The sequence below is a fragment of the Tenacibaculum sp. genome, from assembly GCF_048269885.1.
GTDB lineage: Bacteria > Bacteroidota > Bacteroidia > Flavobacteriales > Flavobacteriaceae > Polaribacter.
This window is the reverse complement of record NZ_JBLWTZ010000024.1, coordinates 1-16,972: the sequence shown is the minus strand read 5'-3', so window position 1 is coordinate 16,972 and position 16,972 is coordinate 1. Positions and strand designations below refer to the sequence as shown.

Annotated in this window: 16 protein-coding genes; 5 read left to right on the top strand and 11 right to left on the bottom strand. The window is 32.5% G+C overall.

Going from position 1 to position 16,972, the window contains the following annotated elements:
• Window positions 1–64 precede the first annotated feature (64 nt).
• Complete coding sequence (locus ACN0WY_RS14980) at window positions 65–421, top strand: winged helix-turn-helix transcriptional regulator (RefSeq protein WP_330489542.1); 357 nt, start codon at window positions 65–67, stop codon at window positions 419–421.
• Window positions 422–532: 111 nt separating this feature from the next.
• Window positions 533–2,179, top strand: coding sequence for an amidase family protein (locus ACN0WY_RS14975; RefSeq protein WP_417800885.1), 1,647 nt, complete (start codon window positions 533–535; stop codon window positions 2,177–2,179).
• A 46-nt stretch (window positions 2,180–2,225) separates the two neighbouring features.
• Here ACN0WY_RS14975 and ACN0WY_RS14970 read toward each other — a convergent pair whose 3' ends face one another.
• Window positions 2,226–3,329: an SMP-30/gluconolactonase/LRE family protein gene (locus tag ACN0WY_RS14970; RefSeq protein WP_417800884.1), complete on the bottom strand. Its 1,104-nt coding sequence runs from the start codon at window positions 3,327–3,329 to the stop codon at window positions 2,226–2,228.
• 66 nt (window positions 3,330–3,395) lie between these two features.
• A complete protein-coding gene (locus ACN0WY_RS14965; protein ID WP_417800883.1) occupies window positions 3,396–3,971 on the bottom strand; it encodes a Crp/Fnr family transcriptional regulator in 576 nt (191 codons plus the stop codon).
• Window positions 3,972–4,127: 156 nt separating this feature from the next.
• On the opposite strand from ACN0WY_RS14965, the gene rimO reads away from it, so the two are divergent.
• Both rimO and ACN0WY_RS14955 read left to right on the top strand, forming a co-directional pair.
• The gene (gene rimO / locus ACN0WY_RS14960) at window positions 4,128–5,480 is read left to right on the top strand and encodes a 30S ribosomal protein S12 methylthiotransferase RimO (RefSeq protein ID WP_417800882.1); all 1,353 of its coding nucleotides are present in this window, start codon (window positions 4,128–4,130) and stop codon (window positions 5,478–5,480) included.
• A 44-nt stretch (window positions 5,481–5,524) separates the two neighbouring features.
• Window positions 5,525–6,283 carry a diphthine--ammonia ligase gene (locus ACN0WY_RS14955; protein ID WP_417800881.1) on the top strand — a complete coding sequence of 253 codons (759 nt, stop codon included), beginning with the start codon at window positions 5,525–5,527 and terminating at the stop codon, window positions 6,281–6,283.
• Here the strand turns inward: ACN0WY_RS14955 and ACN0WY_RS14950 are convergent.
• The 7 genes from ACN0WY_RS14950 to ACN0WY_RS14920 all read right to left on the bottom strand — a co-directional run bounded on the left by ACN0WY_RS14950 (window position 6,272) and on the right by ACN0WY_RS14920 (window position 13,427).
• Window positions 6,272–6,655: a DUF6122 family protein gene (locus ACN0WY_RS14950; RefSeq protein WP_417800880.1), complete on the bottom strand. Its 384-nt coding sequence runs from the start codon at window positions 6,653–6,655 to the stop codon at window positions 6,272–6,274. The two genes, ACN0WY_RS14955 and ACN0WY_RS14950, sit on opposite strands and share 12 nt — an antisense overlap.
• A gap of 11 nt (window positions 6,656–6,666) precedes the next feature.
• Window positions 6,667–7,227, bottom strand: coding sequence for a PAS domain-containing protein (locus tag ACN0WY_RS14945; RefSeq protein ID WP_330489549.1), 561 nt, complete (start codon window positions 7,225–7,227; stop codon window positions 6,667–6,669).
• Between the two features lie 32 nt (window positions 7,228–7,259).
• Window positions 7,260–8,747 carry a S10 family peptidase gene (locus tag ACN0WY_RS14940; protein ID WP_417800879.1) on the bottom strand — a complete coding sequence of 496 codons (1,488 nt, stop codon included), beginning with the start codon at window positions 8,745–8,747 and terminating at the stop codon, window positions 7,260–7,262.
• Between the two features lie 30 nt (window positions 8,748–8,777).
• On the bottom strand, window positions 8,778–9,542 hold the full coding sequence (locus tag ACN0WY_RS14935) for a TIGR02757 family protein (RefSeq protein WP_417800878.1): 765 nt from the start codon (window positions 9,540–9,542) through the stop codon (window positions 8,778–8,780).
• A gap of 1 nt (window position 9,543) precedes the next feature.
• Entirely contained in the window at window positions 9,544–10,095 is a 552-nt protein-coding gene (locus ACN0WY_RS14930; RefSeq protein WP_417800877.1) for a CPBP family intramembrane glutamic endopeptidase, read from the bottom strand.
• 45 nt (window positions 10,096–10,140) lie between these two features.
• Window positions 10,141–10,803, bottom strand: a complete 663-nt coding sequence (locus ACN0WY_RS14925; protein WP_121147041.1) for an ABC transporter ATP-binding protein — start codon at window positions 10,801–10,803, stop codon at window positions 10,141–10,143.
• A gap of 89 nt (window positions 10,804–10,892) precedes the next feature.
• The gene (locus ACN0WY_RS14920; RefSeq protein WP_417800876.1) at window positions 10,893–13,427 is read right to left on the bottom strand and encodes a DUF5916 domain-containing protein; all 2,535 of its coding nucleotides are present in this window, start codon (window positions 13,425–13,427) and stop codon (window positions 10,893–10,895) included.
• 242 nt (window positions 13,428–13,669) lie between these two features.
• Between ACN0WY_RS14920 and sucC the strand changes: the two genes are divergently transcribed.
• Window positions 13,670–14,866, top strand: a complete 1,197-nt coding sequence (sucC, locus tag ACN0WY_RS14915; RefSeq protein WP_417800875.1) for an ADP-forming succinate--CoA ligase subunit beta — start codon at window positions 13,670–13,672, stop codon at window positions 14,864–14,866.
• A gap of 473 nt (window positions 14,867–15,339) precedes the next feature.
• On the opposite strand, the gene ACN0WY_RS14910 is transcribed toward sucC, so the two are convergent.
• Together ACN0WY_RS14910 and ACN0WY_RS14905 are read right to left on the bottom strand one after the other, a co-directional pair.
• On the bottom strand, window positions 15,340–15,828 hold the full coding sequence (locus tag ACN0WY_RS14910; protein ID WP_417800874.1) for a hypothetical protein: 489 nt from the start codon (window positions 15,826–15,828) through the stop codon (window positions 15,340–15,342).
• 4 nt (window positions 15,829–15,832) lie between these two features.
• Window positions 15,833–16,972: hypothetical protein (locus ACN0WY_RS14905; RefSeq protein WP_417800873.1), on the bottom strand; the 1,140-nt coding region annotated here is incomplete at its 5' end.

Genomic DNA, 16,972 nt, shown 5'->3' with positions numbered 1-16,972 from the left:
TAGTAGCAAAAGTAAGTATAGTTTTTTATCTTTGCAATAACGGTCAAAAAGGATAGTATAAGTTATGGACGCACAAACATCTAAAACACTAACATTTAAAGGAAGAGAATTTCCTTGCTGTACAAGTCTTACTATGGGAGTTATTGGAGGGAAATGGAAGACAGTCATTCTTTTTCATTTAATAAAAGGAACGCTTCGTTATAGTGAGCTAAGAAAAGAGATTCCAATGGTTACAGAACGAACTTTAAGCTTACAGTTAAAGGCCTTAGAAGAAGACGGGGTAATTAAAAGAAAGGTGTATACATCAAAACCGCCTTTAAAAGTAGAGTACTCTTTAACTGATTTAGGACAAAGTTTAATTCCGATAATTCAGTCTATCGCCGACTGGGGAGATTTTGTAGTAAACAACTACTCTAAGTAAAAGTTAGTAAACCGCAAGTTATTTGAATTCACATAAGAGAAAGCTTCTTTTGAAAGTAAATGAAACTTTTCGTTTTTTATAATTACATTTGAGTATCAAATACTTGACTCCATGAGAAAAATACTACTACTACTATTAATTGTTTTATTCATTAATTCATGCAAGCAAACATCCAGTAAATTGTACTTTAAAAAGTACGATGAATCTTCAGAAATAGAAGCACAGCAAAAGCATGAAAAGAAGAGAATGCAGTTTAAACTACTACAGTCTCATTTTTTAGATTTAAATAAAGAATTCAAACCTTTTGAAAAGGAATTGTCAGATTTTTCTGAAGAAGAATATCAACAATTAAAACCATTAATTTTAGAAAAAGAGATTCCAATCCTTCAAAAAAGCATTGCAGAAAAGAAACTCACCTACGAAAAACTAACATTATTCTATTTATATAGAATTCGAAAATATGAAAGTGATAGTACCAAGTATTTGAATGCAATCATATCACTAAACCCAAAGGTTTTAGAAGAAGCGAGAGCAAAAGATAAAGAAGCTAAAGAGGTTGATGAATATTCGCTTAGTGGAATTCCTATTTTGATAAAGGATAATATTGATGCCGCAGGAATGACAACGACTGCTGGAGCCGTAGCTTTACAAGATAACTCAACGGATAAAGATGCTTTTATCGTCAAAAAATTAAAAAAAGCAGGAGCATTAATTTTAGGAAAAGTAAACTTAAGTGAATGGGCATATTTCTTTTGTGAAGATTGCCCGTTAGGGTATAGTGCTACAGGGGGACAAACCTTGAATCCTTATGGGAGAAAAATTTTTGAAACAGGAGGCTCAAGCTCAGGAAGTGGAGTTTCTGTAGCAGCAAACTATGCCGTAGCTGCTGTAGGTACAGAAACAGCAGGGTCTATAACTTCACCATCAAGTCAAAACTCAGTAGTTGGGTTAAAACCAACAATTGGTGTTTTAAGTCGCTCAGGAATTGTTCCGATTTCAAGTACGTTAGATACTCCAGGTCCGATGACTAAAAGTGTCGTAGACAATGTTATTTTATTTGAAGCAATGCTAGGGAAAGATAATGAAGATACTGCTTCTTTAGAAATAGAAGATTTTAAACCTAAAGAATTACTTAATGAAAGCTACACAATCCAAGGAAAAAGAATAGGAGTGCTACAATCCATTCTAACAGACTCAATTTATAAAGCAAGTGTAGAAAAGTTACAAGAAGCTGGTGCAGAAATTATAGAGATAACTCCACCAGAAATTTCGTTTGATGGATTTATTACGCTGCTAAATATAGATATGAAACATGATTTACCTGAATACTTAGCTACTTACGGAAACAAAAAGCTAACAGTGAAAAATATACAAGATGTGGTTGAGTTTAATAAAAAAGATACTACAAAAAGAGCTCCTTACGGACAACAGCTATTTGAAGGAATAATAAAAGATACGACTAGTTTAGCTCAGTTAGAGGTGGTAAAAGATAGTCTAAGTTATAATGGAAAGAAATTTTTACTAGCTTTAAAAGCTCAAAATTTAGATGGTATTCTATCAATTAATAATTATCATTCTGGTATTGCAGCAGTAGCGAAGTATCCGACATTAACAGTTCCTATGGGATATAAAAACTCTGGAGAACCTGTTAGTTTAACGTTTATAGGGAAGCCTTTTACTGAAAAAGAATTATTGCAGCTAGGGTATGCTTTTGAACAACTAACGAAAGCAAGAAAGACTCCAGTTGATTATCATTAATAGGACTACATATAAAATAAAAACTCCCAATTCGGGAGTTTTTATTTTAATTCTCTAATTTGTATTTTCCAATATAACCAGACACATCTCCGCCGAGATAAAGATATCCATCATGCTCTTCAACAGAACTAGCTTCTGACACAACTTTACCAGTTGTGTCATAATAAGTTTTTAAAATCTCTCCATTAGCACTCAAATGCATAATCATTCCATAGCGAGCTACTTTAGGTTGTAAAAATAGAGGAAGACCATAAACTAACTTTTTTACAAGAGGTTTAGAATGTATTTCATCTAAAGAAGAATCTCTTTTAGTTGAAAAACCAAGCCAAAAGCTACCATCGACTCTTCTAGAGACTCCATTAGGAAAACCAGGTAGGTTGTCAAGAAAAATATCTGTTGTTCCTTTATTACTACCTTTTAACCAGTATCTAAGAATTCTATATTTAGCTAAATCTACCATTAACACAAAGTCATCCTTTTGAGAAACCGCAACACCGTTTCCAAAATAAGTACCCTCTATAAGTGTTTTTACTTCTTTAGTTTTCGGATTGTAACGATAAAGACCTCCATCGGGTTTCGCTTCCATTAAAAGTTTCCAAATATGTGTTCTGCTAAAAGGAATTTTAGAAGAAGTATTGGTAAAGTAAATAGTTCCATCAGAAGCAATGTCTACATCATTGGGGATAAGAAACTTGTTCCCGTTTTCATCTTCACTTGCTAAAGTGGTAATTTTTCCTTTTTTATCTATACTAATCAACCCTCTTTCTAAGTCACAAGCAATTAGATTTTGATTGCTGTCAAAATGTAAACCAGCAACCCAAGATTCCGTATTACAAAAGACAGAAACTTTTCCCGATGTGTCAATTTTTAAAATTCGACCATCTGAAAAATCTGTTTCAGAAATATGAACTCCGCAATATAGATTTCCTTGATTATCTACTGCAATGTCCTCAGGGCCATACCAACCGTCTAAGTTGATGTGTTTGGTAGAACTGAGTAGTTCATTTTCAAGGAGTATACCTTCTAATTTTGGAGGAGGTGCTGGAGACCAAGCTTCAGGGCTAATTGAACAAGATTTAAAAGCAACACTAGCGATAAAAATAGCCAAGCACAAGAGAATAGCATATTTTGCTATCGATACGATTTTCATTGTATTTATTTTATGGTTTATAAAAACAAAGAAAATGAGAGGAAACTATTTTTATCTTGACAAATGTTAGGAAATAACAACTTCTTTTCGAATTCTACTGAGTGACTCAGCAGCTATACCAAGAAAACTTGCGATTTGGTATTGAGGAGCTCTTAACACAATTTTTTTATCGTAGGTCTTTATAAAATCTAAATACTTTTTCTTAGCCGATTTTGTTTGCATAGTTAACGCTCTTTGTTGTGCACAAAGATGATTTCTCTCGGCTAAGACCCTTCCAAACTTCTCAAAATTGGGAGATTCTTTATATAAGTGAGATAAACTCTCAAAAGAGATTTTATATGCAATACTATCTTCAAGAGCTTCTAAAAATTCGTGAGAAGGGGTTTGGTATATAAAACTATCAAAAATCGTTATAAACTGTTTATCACAGGCAAAATAAGTAGTAAACTCTTTGTCTTCTATATACTTAAATGTTCTAAAGAGTCCAGATGCTATAAAGTATAAATCCTTAGCACATTTTCCTTCTTTAATAACTAATGTTTTTGCTTTGTATTCTTTTTTTTCTAATCGATTATAAAATGTTTGAAACTCATTTTCCGTAAGTCCGATTAAGTCGTATAGTAATCTTTTGAGTTCAGTCATTAGTGTTTGATAGCGATTAATTTAGTTTTTAAAGGTATGTTCTCTAATAACGAAGTTACCGAAAACAAGGATAAGAATCAAACTAATTTTTAAGGACATAAACTAGCTAAAAAGCTGAATTAAAGCGTATATTTGCACTCCGAATTTTTCAAGAATATGCGTACTAAAACAACAAAACAGAACAAAATCAATGTAGTTACTTTAGGTTGCTCAAAAAACGTTTACGATAGTGAAGTGTTAATGGGGCAGTTAAAAGCCAATGGTAAAGAAGTGGTTCATGAAGATGAAAATGACGATGGAAATATTGTAGTTATCAACACCTGTGGCTTTATTGGCAAAGCCAAAGAAGAAAGTGTAGAGACTATTTTACACTATGCACAAAAGAAAGAAGAAGGTGAAGTAGACAAAGTGTTTGTTACGGGTTGTTTAAGCGAGCGTTATAAGCCAGATTTAGAGGCTGAGATTACCAATGTAGATCAGTATTTTGGGACACATGATTTACCAAATTTGTTAAAAGTTTTAGAAGCAGATTATAAGCATGAGTTAATCGGTGAGCGTTTAACCACGACTCCAGAGCATTATGCCTATTTAAAGATTGCAGAAGGATGTGATCGTCCGTGCTCATTTTGTGCCATTCCGTTAATGCGTGGAAAGCATCAATCGACACCAATTGAAAATTTGGTTACTGAAGCAACGAAATTGGCAGAAAAAGGGATTAAAGAAATCATGTTAATCGCACAAGATTTAACCTATTATGGATTAGATATCTATAAAAAACGTGCGTTAGCAGATTTATTAAAGGAATTAGTAAAAGTTGATGGTATAGAGTGGATTCGTTTGCATTATGCTTTTCCAACAGGTTTTCCGATGGATGTATTGGAAGTGATGAAAAACGAACCAAAGGTTTGTAATTATTTAGACATTCCGTTACAGCATATCAATACCGAGATTTTAAAATCGATGAAGCGTGGTACAACACATGAAAAAACGACGGCATTGATTCATAAATTCCGCGAGGCAGTGCCAAATATGGCAATCCGCACAACATTAATTGTTGGGTATCCCGGAGAAACTGAAGAGCAATTCCAAGAAATGAAAGATTGGGTAGAGGAGATGCGTTTTGAACGTTTAGGAGCTTTTGAATATTCGCATGAAGAGAATACAGGAGCTTATGCTTTAGAAGATGATGTGCCAGCAGATGTAAAATTCAGACGTGTAAACGAAATAATGGAAGTGCAGTCGCAAATTTCTTGGGAATTGAATCAAGAGAAAATAGGAAAGACGTTCAAATGTTTATTCGATAGAAAAGATGGAGAGTACTATTACGGACGTACCGAATTTGATTCACCAGATGTAGATAACGATGTCATTGTAGATGCTCGTGAGTATTATATCAAACTAGGAGAGTTTATCGATATTGAGATTTTTGATGCAGGTGATTTTGATTTGCATGGAAAACCAGTAGTAAAACAAGAAAGACCAGTTCCTTTAAATCAAAAGAGGAAATAAAATCAAACCTGCAAAATGCAGGTTTTTTTATGCATATTTGCCACATGAAAAAAGCCTATTTTAATTGGAGTTCAGGAAAAGACTCATCGTTAGCATTGTATAAAATACAGCAAGAAAAAGAGTACGATGTACAAAAATTGATTACGAATGTAAATCAAGATTACCAGCGTGTTTCAATGCATGGCTTGCATGAGGATTTGCTAGATGCGCAGGCTAAAAGCATAGGTATTCCATTAGAAAAAATATACTTTCCGGCTGAGGTTACGATGGACTTGTATAACCAAAGAATGAAAGAGAAAACTGCTGAGTTAAAAGAAGCAGGACTTGTAAATGGTATTTTTGGAGATATTTTCTTGGAAGACTTGAGAGCATATCGCGATTCGAAGCTACAAGAGGTTGGGATTACAGGTGTGTATCCGTTATGGAAACAAGATACAAAGGAATTACTTCGTGAGTTTTTAGCTTTAGGTTTTAAAACCATTACCGTTTGTGTGAATGCAAAATTGTTAGGAGAAGAGTTTGTAGGGAGGGTGATTGATGAAGACTTTATTAATGAACTTCCTGATGGAGTTGATGTTTGTGGAGAAAATGGAGAGTTCCATACGTTTTGTTATGACGGACCTATTTTTAAGAAACCTGTGGAGTTTGACATAGGAGAGAAGGTGTTGAAATCGTATACTTTGCATAAAAATGATGATGACAATTGTTATCAAGATTCAAAGAAAACCAAGAAAACAGAGGAAGGCACCACTAAAAACTATGATAGAAGTTTTTGGTATTGTGATTTACAGTTAAAAAAATAATTTGCTTATTGCTTCTAATAGTTTTCTAGCGGGAGCATTTTCTAGGCAAGAATTACATGCGTTGTACATAAATAAACAGTCGATAAAATCGGTTAGCATGTGAAGTAATAGTCCTAAACCTATGATATTATAAGGTCTTTTTAAAAAGAGCAAAAGAGCATACATTATTATTGCGTAGTAGGAGTGGAGTACATGAAAACCAAAACTGCATCGATTTGGGTCAAATATAGGGGTCACTAATAAATGGTCTACATCCACTAACATGGTAGCGAGTAGTAATAGCGCAACTTTTTTCCAATTTTTTCTAAAAAATAAATAGGCTATAATTATTGGAAAGCCAAAATGTAAAAAGTAGTGAATAAATAGTTGCATTTATCGAACGGTTAAACGACTTCTTTTTCTAAAGCTAAAAAATGTGTGATTTTCAGACTTTCGTTATTATATAGCGGAATAATGTACAACGCACATTTGTAGGTAGATTTGTCTTTTCTGTAATTGATAATTACATCTTTAAATGGTTTTCCTTTTAAAAGTTTTGATTGAATTCTTTTTTTAGTAGTATCCTTGGTTTTTTCTCCTTGTAAAAAATGTGGGGTTTTGTTCAGTGCAAATTCTTTTTGATAGCCTGTCATTTTTGTAAAACCGTCGCTTACCCACATTATCTTTTTTTGAACATCAGTAAGAACTAAAGATTCATAATTGTTTTCTTTTACTATAGTTGCGATATTGTTTTTCCAGTTGAAATTTTGAGAAAATGTTTTTATGAGTTTTAAATCATTGTATAGTTCTTTTTCTGTAACCAAATCGTGGACTCCCCAGCTTAAAAGGTTGACACTTTTTTGGGGCATAGGTTTAAGGTCATCAGTAATTTTGGTATATTCTTCTTTGTCTAAACTTGATATATAAATATCTAGAGACATCATATTAGCAAGGTCATTTTTCATGAAAGTAAAAAATAAAAGTTTTATAGTTGGTGTTATTCGTATTTTGCAGAACCTATATTTTTTGAGCTATTTTTAATAAATTCACGTAGATCGTCATTAGCTTTTTCTAAATCTTCTTTTCTAAGGTACATCATGTGCCCACTTCTATAGCCTTTAAAAGAAAACCTGTTTTTAAATTTACCACTAGGATCTATCTTTCCTATAGTATATTTGGCAGCAGAATAGGTAGTTGCTCCATCATAATAACCCGATTGAACTAACACTTTTAAATAAGGGTTTTGAGCCATTGCTTTTCGTAAATTTTCACGAGCATTATTATTACTAAAGTCCCATGGTTGAACAGAGCCGAACATATTGTATTTTACATCGGTCTTAAAGTCTAATACATTTTGGATATAGTAATTAATTGCAGGGGTAAAAGAATGAAGCCAAGAAACTAATTCAGGACTATAATCTGGAGAGTTTCCAGTTTCTCTTTTATCAATACCAAGATATCTACTGTCTAAACGTCCGATGGTTTTTCCAGAAGTATCTCTTAATAATTCTTTCCAAAAATAGCTATTAGGAACCTCTAAATTATGTTTTAAAATCACCTCTTTTTTTATCCCTGAGTAATAAGACATTTTCTCAGCAACACTGTTTTTTTCTGGTTCACTAATATACCCTCCTTTAGCTAATGCAGGGAGCAGAGTGTTAATAGCAAATTGTTCGGTTTCAGGTAAAATATCTAATAAATCTTTTTGTTGTAGTTTTAGAGGAAGCATTTTATGGTACCAAGCAGCTGCAGTAAAGTAAGGGAAATTAATAGCATAGTCTTCCGAACTTTTAGTTCTTAGCAATTGATAATCGGCTGGAGAAACCATAATTACTCCATTAAGATACATCCATTGATTGTTTTGCAGCTCGTATGCAAGTTGCATAACACGAGTACCACCATAGCTTTCACCAATAATGTATTTAGGAGAATTCCACCTGTTATTACGGGAGACAAATACACTTAACCAGTCCGCTAAATATTTTGCATCAGCATTCACTCCGAAGAAATAATCTTTGTCTACTTTCTTTTTAGGTGCTACTATTGGCCTTGAATAAGCTGTGTTTACAGGATTGATAAAAATTATATCAGCTATATCTAAAATAGAGTAGGGGTTGTCTTTTATTCCGTAAGGTTGTATAGGATTACCTTCTTCATCAATTTTTAAAATTTTAGGACCCGTATAAGCAATATGCATCCAAACAGAAGCTGAACCAGGCCCACCGTTAAAAGACATAATTAAAGGTCTTTTCTCTCTATCGGTATTATCTGTCCTGTAATAATAAGTATAAAAAAGGGTTGCTTTAGTTACTCCGTTAGCATCAAACACAGGTTGGGTTCCTGTTTGTGCTTTATATTGTATTTTTCTACCATTTATAGTAACAGAATTAGAAGTAGTAACGATAGTGTCTAAAGGAATTCTACTGTCTTGAGAAGTGCTTTTAATTGAATATAAAAAAGTTATTAATATTATAATTTTTTTCATCGTGATAGGTTGCTTAGAAAGTTAAAAATATCAAAACTTTTCAAAAACACCCAGGCCAAATAAAGCAAAATCATATTTAACAGGGTCTTTTTTATCAAATTTTCTTAAAGTTAGGTCAAGTTCCTGAATCGCTTTCCAATCATTTTGTTTTCGAGTGAGTATTTTTAGTTTTCTAGCAATATTTCCTGTATGAACATCTAGCGGACAATGTAAATGTGCTGGTGAGTGTGTTTTCCATATACCTAAATCGACTCCAGTAGTATTATTACGCACCATCCAACGTAAAAACATATTAATTCTTTTAGATGCAGAACCTTTTAGTGGATCAGAAACATGTTTTAAGGTTCTTGGTTGATGAGGAATTTCAAAAAAAACTTGTTTAAAATGATGAATAGCATGCTGATAATTATCGGCATTACCCTTTGGCTGTAAAACAACTTCTAAGCCACCATGATTTTGGTAGATGTTTTTTAACGATTGAACAAAGAGTTTAAAATCATCTGCATTAAATGTTCGGTGTACAAACCCGTCAAAAGTAGCCAAGTCTTCTTCAGAATGATTGAGAACAAAATCGTACGGAGCGTTCCCCATTAAATCCATCATTTTATGGGAGTTGTTAATAATCATTTTACGATTTCCCCAGGCAATGGTTGCAGCTAAAAAACCAGCGATTTCAATATCTTCTTTGACCGAAAATTGGTGTGGAATTTGAATAGGGTCACTATCAATAAAACCTGGATGATTGTATTGTATTACTTTTTCGTCTAAAAATTCTTTAAGCTCCTTTTTGTTCATTTTATGCTAAATCTCCTGCAAAACTAAGCAAAACAAAGAAAGCATTGTAACAAGCGTGTAATAAGATGCTCCATTGTAAACCAAAACGAACTCTGATAAACCCTAAATAACCACCTAATATAGTTTGTGGAGCTACTAATATTGGGGCCAATAATAGTACATTGGTGGTAATAGTAAAGTTAGTTAAATGTACCAAACCAAAAAGTAGCGCAAATACATAAAAGGCTATTTTAAAAGTTTTTTTACCATGAAATAAGGTGATTGGTGCTCTAAAAAATAACTCTTCAAACAAAGGAGCTAAAATAATGGTAAGAAACGCGATAAACCATTTGCTATGCGTTTTTAGTAATTCTTCCATAGCATGTTCATTCATATTGATCAAACCTAATTCCTGAATAAGAAGAAAAAGAGATGATAATATTGCACCTGTAATAATGCTTATAAAAAGGAGGTGAAAGAATTTTTGAAAACGATACGAAATATCTTGGTTGGTATCTTCTTCTAAAACAGGATTTCTTAAATAAGTAACAAGTTCTTGAAAAGTTTCTTTCATGGGAGTGATTTATTAATTAGTAGCAAGAAACTTTAAATAGTTACATTATTCAACAATAATTCCGTCTTTCATTGTAAGCGTTCTATCAGCCATTTTTGCTAATTCTTTGTTGTGTGTAACTAATACAAACGTTTGTCCAAACTCATCACGTAGCTTAAAAAACAACTCATGTAAGTTTTTAGCAGAAGTAGAATCTAGGTTTCCTGAAGGTTCATCAGCAAAAATAACAGAAGGTTCGTTAATTAAAGCTCTGGCAACAGCAACACGTTGTTGCTCTCCTCCAGAAAGCTCGTTAGGTTTATGATTTTCTCTATGCGATAATCCTAAAAAGGCTAGTAATTCTTTGGCTCTTTTTTCGGTTTCTACTTTTCCTTTTCCTCCGATAAAGGCAGGAATACAAACGTTTTCTAAGGCTGTAAATTCTGGTAATAATTGATGAAATTGAAAAATGAATCCGATGTGTTTATTTCGGAAAGCAGAAACTTTGGTGTCGTTTAAATCTTTGATAGAAACACCATCGACCAATAATTCGTAGCTCTGATCTTTTAATGGTTTATCTAAGGTTCCTAAAATTTGCAGTAAGGTTGTTTTTCCTGCTCCTGAAGGACCAACAATAGCTACAATTTCTCCTTTTTTTATATGAAGGTCAACGCCTTTTAAAATTTCTACCTCTCCGTAATGTTTGTGGATGTTTTTAGCAACAATCATAGTGTTATTTTCTAAGTAACGAATGTATAAAAAAGAAATCAGATACGCTTTAATGCTTACCTGATTTCAAACAATACATAAACGTGTATTTAAATTATGTTTTTAATGTTGTTGTAATCGATAAAGTAAACCAATCGAACAGAAAACCTATGTTGCATACTTTGATCAAAAAGTTTTGAGATGTTGTTTTTAAAATTAATTGTTGCAGGGGCAAAATCGTGATCTGGTCTTATAGAGTTTCTGTAGAAAAAAATCAATTGACTCCCTGGAGCAAATTGCCATTGGTAGTTCATATCTAAATTCCAACTATTAAAGTTTTTATCGTGGTCACCTTGGTAGTTGTTCTTCGTAAGTTCTCCGTTTTCTTCATTTAAGCTAAAATACTTTCCTTGGTACGGAACTTTACTCCAATTATGCCTGAATGATAATGATACTGCCGATTTTGTACTAAAGGTATATTTTCCTGTTAAAGAATTGTCGTAGGTAGCCCAATCTCGTTGTCCGAAAATAATATGATCTTTTAACGGGGCTAATGAAGGTTTTTCTTGCACATCATCTTCATCCACTTTTGTAACATAGCCTTGACCATTATTAGTTTTACCATACCTAAAACCATAAATTAAAGAAAACTTGTTGGTAAAACGGTATCTAGGTGAAAACCTAAAGCCATAGTCTTCTTTAGGGTTGTTGTTATAAAAGGTATAGTACCAATCATAGTCTATTGCAAACTTTTTTCTATAATCAGTCGATCCCCAATGATTAATGTTTAATCTTTCTGGTCTGTTAAAGTAAATACCGCTAGTAGTTCCTTGTCTTGGTTCAAAAAAGTCCTTTCTTTCGGTACTGTAATTTAAGTTACCTCCAAAGCTAAATCGGTTTTTGGTATCGGCCCAAAAAGACAAACCAGTATTGGTACCTACATAGGTTCCTGGATTGTGTAAGAAGTTAAAATTATAATATATGTTAGCTCCGTAGTTGTTGAATATACCTTTAGGTTTTAACAATCGATAACCAACAAAACCGTAAATAGTTTGTTCATTGTTACTAAAAAGAATCCCCATATCATTAGGGTTATAGTCTTTGTTTTCAAAATTGTACCCAATTTCTCCTCGCCAATTTCCTGATTGTTTACCAATACTGGTATCAAAAGCATATCCTGTATTTGGGTCATCTTCGTCGTCAGAAATGTTACTCATTTTAAAACTTCCGTCGATATTATACCGGCTTTTTTTATCTTCAACATGCCATAGCAATCCAGTAACATTTGCGTCTCTAAATCGTCCGTCACGAGTTACGTTGGTGTTAATTAAGGTAATAGATGAGTTTTGGTTAAACTGTTGATCTAGTACCATAATATTATAGTTAGAAAATGGATTAACCGTGGTTTTGTAAGTACTCACATTGCTAAGGGTATCTAAACCATTAATTGTTTGCTCAGTTCTCTCAACCGTAGCTTCTGTTTTTTCGGTAATGGCATTAAAGAAACCTACTCCTAAACCTCCTTTGGTTCTTCCTGAAATTTTTATAGCGTTTAACATTTGAACTTTATCAGGAACATCTATAACTTCATCATTTACTTTTTTACCATCAACAAACTCATCATCGTCTTTTCGTTCACCAGAAAATTGATCTATTGGCCTACCACCAATTCTTCTGGAGTAAAATAAACGTCCCTTACTAAATAGCTCAGTTCCTTCAGTAAAAAACTGACGTTGTTCTGTAAATTGCTGTTCAAAAGGGCCCAAGTTTAAGGTAACATTGTCAAAACCTACTTGACTGAAATCAGGAATTAAAGTAGCGTCTAAGGTAAAGTTCTCGGTGATTCCATATTTTACATCCATACCTACACTCCAGTCAAAGTCAGTATTACCATCTTTAGTGGTAGTAGTTGCCGATGCATACGGATAAAAGTTTAATCGGGTAGGAGGTTTTATATTGGTGAAGTTTTCATACAAACCATCATATTGCGTCCAGTTTCCTTGTTGATTATCAATATGATTCCACGTGAATTGAGCATTTAAGTTTAGTACTTTTCTGTGATAATTGATTCCCCACGATTGAACCGGAACATTCGCAAAACGCAAAGCCCTATAAGGAATTTTCATTTCTACAATCCAAGAGTCTTCATTAATACTAAAATCGCTGTCCCATACAGCACTCCAGTTAAAATCTTCATTTCCGTTAGATACTTTTGAGTCTGCTTGGGCTCCTGAACTGGTTACTATAAACTCAAAAGGGTTTTGTCCGTCATCATTAGGGTTAATAGTTATTAAAAAGAAATCACTGTTACCAATATTGTCTCTGTTGGTAAACTCCGCAGGTATTTTAGATGGTTCAGGGTCGTACATTTTAGCGCTGATGTAAATAGCATTATCATCGTATACTAATTTAACTACTGTTTTATGAGTGTTGGGTTCTGCTTTTCCATTGTCGGGACGCATCATTACAAAGTCTTTTGCAGCAGGAACATTTTTCCAAGCAGCATCGTCTAATTTTCCGTCAATTTTTGGAGGAATATCTACGCGTGTTACGTTTAGTTTTTTTCTGTGTTGATTTATAGTTTGGGCAGTTGAAACTCCAATAAAGAAGAAACAGGTTGTAATAAATGCTAAAACTTTAAGCATAGTTGATTGAGATATAGTATTAGTTGTTGGGCTAAATTATTATGATTTGGATTAATAAATCACAAAATCATGTTAATTACGGTAAAGACCTGTTAAAAAAAAGAATGTGACACGTTTAAATGTTAAAAAAATGTAAAATTGGAAATTAAATAAAATTGATTTTAATCATAAATTAAAGTACAATTTATAAGGTATTATAAATTGAATTTGTATTTTTGTTCGACTTTAAAAATTCATATCTAATGAACTTACACGAATATCAAGGTAAAGAAATATTAAGCAGTTTTGGCGTTCGTATTCAACGTGGAATTGTTGCAAATACTCCAGAAGAGGCTGTGGAAGCAGCGAAGAAATTAACAGAAGAAACAGGTACTGGTTGGCACGTAATTAAGGCTCAAGTACACGCAGGTGGTCGTGGAAAAGGTGGTGGTGTTAAGTTAGCTAAAAACTTAGATGAGGTAAAAAGTATTGCTGATGACATTTTAGGAATGATGTTAATAACTCCTCAAACTTCAGCAGAAGGTAAGTTAGTTAACCAAGTGTTAATTGCTGAGGATGTATATTATCCTGGTGACAGTGAGCCAGATGAATTTTATATGTCAGTTTTATTAAACCGTGCTACTGGTAGAAACATGATCATGTATTCTACTGAAGGAGGTATGGATATTGAAACTGTGGCAGAAGAAACTCCACATTTAATTTTTACAGAAGAAATTGATCCAGGAACAGGATTATTACCTTTCCAAGCTCGTAAAATTGCTTTTAACTTAGGTTTAAGCGGTGGGGCTTTAAAAGAAATGGTAAGGTTTGTTACTGCTTTATATACTGCATACATCAAGTCTGATTCTTCGATGTTTGAAATTAACCCAGTATTAAAAACATCTGATGATAAAATTATGGCTGTAGATGCTAAAGTATCGTTAGATGAGAATGCATTATACCGTCATAAAGATTATGCAGCAATGCGTGATTTACGTGAAGAAAACCCTATTGAGGTAGAGGCTAAAGCTGCAGGATTAAACTATGTAGATTTAGATGGTAACGTTGGGTGTATGGTTAACGGAGCTGGTTTAGCAATGGGAACTATGGATTTAATTAAGCAAGCAGGTGGTGATCCAGCTAACTTCTTAGATGTTGGAGGTACTGCAGATGCACAACGTGTTGAAACAGCTTTCGGAATCATTTTAAAAGATCCTAATGTAAAAGCTATTTTGGTAAACATTTTTGGAGGAATCGTTCGTTGTGATCGTGTTGCTCAAGGTGTTGTAGATGCTTATAAAAATATGGGAGACAAAATTAATGTGCCTATTATTTGTCGTTTGCAAGGAACAAACGCTAAAGAAGCAAAAGAATTAATTGACAACAGCGGAATGGAAATTATCTCAGCTACTGAGTTCCAAGAGGCTGCTGATAAAGTAGGAGAAGTTTTAAATGCTTAAAACTTTTTTTAATTAATTCTTAGTAATATATTTAAAAAAAACCTCACTGTTACAGTGAGGTTTTTTGTTGGTAATTAATTACAGGAACAGAGTTGATATTTTGAGTTAATACGTTTTTTAAAAAAACGTCTTGATGTTTTACTGAAAAGGCCTTGACGTTTTTACAAAAATATCAGGGTCTTTTCTTATAAATGTTTTCTTTTATTAGTTTACCTTTTTTGTCATACATTTTGTGTTTTATAAGTTCACCTAAGTCATTCCATTCTTTTTCCGATAGTCCTTTACCTTAAGCTGTTATTAATTCTGACTTAAGTTTACCTTTTGAATCGTAATACTTATTTATTTTCTGTTTTGACTTTTCAAATATTGTATTTTCATAATTAGTTAGGGTAAGTTTTTTGTTAAACTATGAAAGTAAGTATTTGAGGTATTGGTTAACTCTGTGCCTTTACAATTTACAATACATTTTTTTCTTATTCTTCACTGTTAAGATCCAAAAGATAAACTTCTTTTACAAGAATCAAATTGTTTTCTATCTCGCTTTTATCTATCAAAAAAACTTTTTGTTTATCTAAAATTATGTCATAGAGCCCTTTCAGTCCTATTTTTTTAATTGTCTCGTTATTAATAATAATATCTTTGTTGTTTTTTAAAAAACTCTTACATAATTTAAAACTCAGCATCTCTTCTTTATTGTCAAAACTATCAAAATCTTTGTATTTATTATGTATAAAGCTAATTTCTATTTGTTTCTTATATCGATTCAAAAAGAGATAGTTATACTTTTCTCCATATTCTTTAATTTTTCCGACAATAAAAACATCTTTTGTTTTCTTAAAATTATCATCTTCTTTATCGAAATAAATAAAAGCAATATTATTATTGTTTATTTTTTCAATATTCTGACTAAAAATATTGCTGTAATTTAATAGGAAAACAATTACATAGATTATTTTTTTCATAATTTTAGTTGTTACAGTTTTTTGTGAAGTTTCTACTTATAGAATTATACTGCTGGTATATAAAATATTTCACATCATTATTTTTTACTTCTTTTAAAAAAGATTCTGTATCATGTAATCCCATTAAGGAAATATTATTAAAAAATTCAATCCAGCTCCAAGGATGGTCACTGCTCAAAGGACCATTTAAGGTTTGAGAAATATTATAAAAATTATAATCAGATACATAATCAGTATTACTTTGTGGTATTAAATCGTCTCTAACCTCAGTAAAAATTTTTGATAATGTTGGCACCATATAATCAAACATAAATTCATGTTGTTCTTGTTTGGTAGCGCAAGTACCGTCATAATATTCTTCTATAAGTTCTTTGAACTCTAAATTATTTAAATAATCAATTGTTATGCCAGCATTACAATCTTTTCTTTTAACACTTAAAAAAGCATGGATACCTTCGTGTACAATGGTTTTAGCCATTAAAATATTAGAGAGTTGCATGCTTGTAGCAGTAAGTTTATTTTTGTTTATCTTAATTTTTGCATTAGCTCTTTTAAGAGAACCATCTGTATTTAATAAATAGTTTTCTAATATACAATTTCCGTTTGTTTGTGTTCCGTCTGGTTTTGTTACAAAATCATCTGCAATTTCAAATGTTATATTAATATCTTTATTTGTTCCAAAAAGGTCAATAAATAAGTCTTTAAATTTAGGTGATTTTGTTACTTTATCATAAATACATTTGAACTTTTCGGCAGCGATTTTATTTTCTGGGGTTACTGTAGGTAGTATTATAGAGTCGAGCACCTGAGTCATATTTACATTGAAAGGAGATTTTAGAGTAAGATTAAAATTTTCTTTAATATATTTTATAGACTTATTTTTAATAGCTCCCATGGCAAAAACTTTAGCTTCTGGAGAGGTGTTTTCAAATAAAAAGGATTCTACCTCTATAGTAAGGGTTGAATTATTACTGTCTGATAAATAGTGCAAATCTGAAGGTGATAAGGTATTATCTAAAGCTCTATTAATATTATTCGCTCTAATTTGTGCTTCTGTATAAGTATTTCCATCAGCATCTTCTACAGGGCTTGTTACTATAGGGGTTCCTGAGGTATCATCTTCTGCAATATCACCGCCACCTCC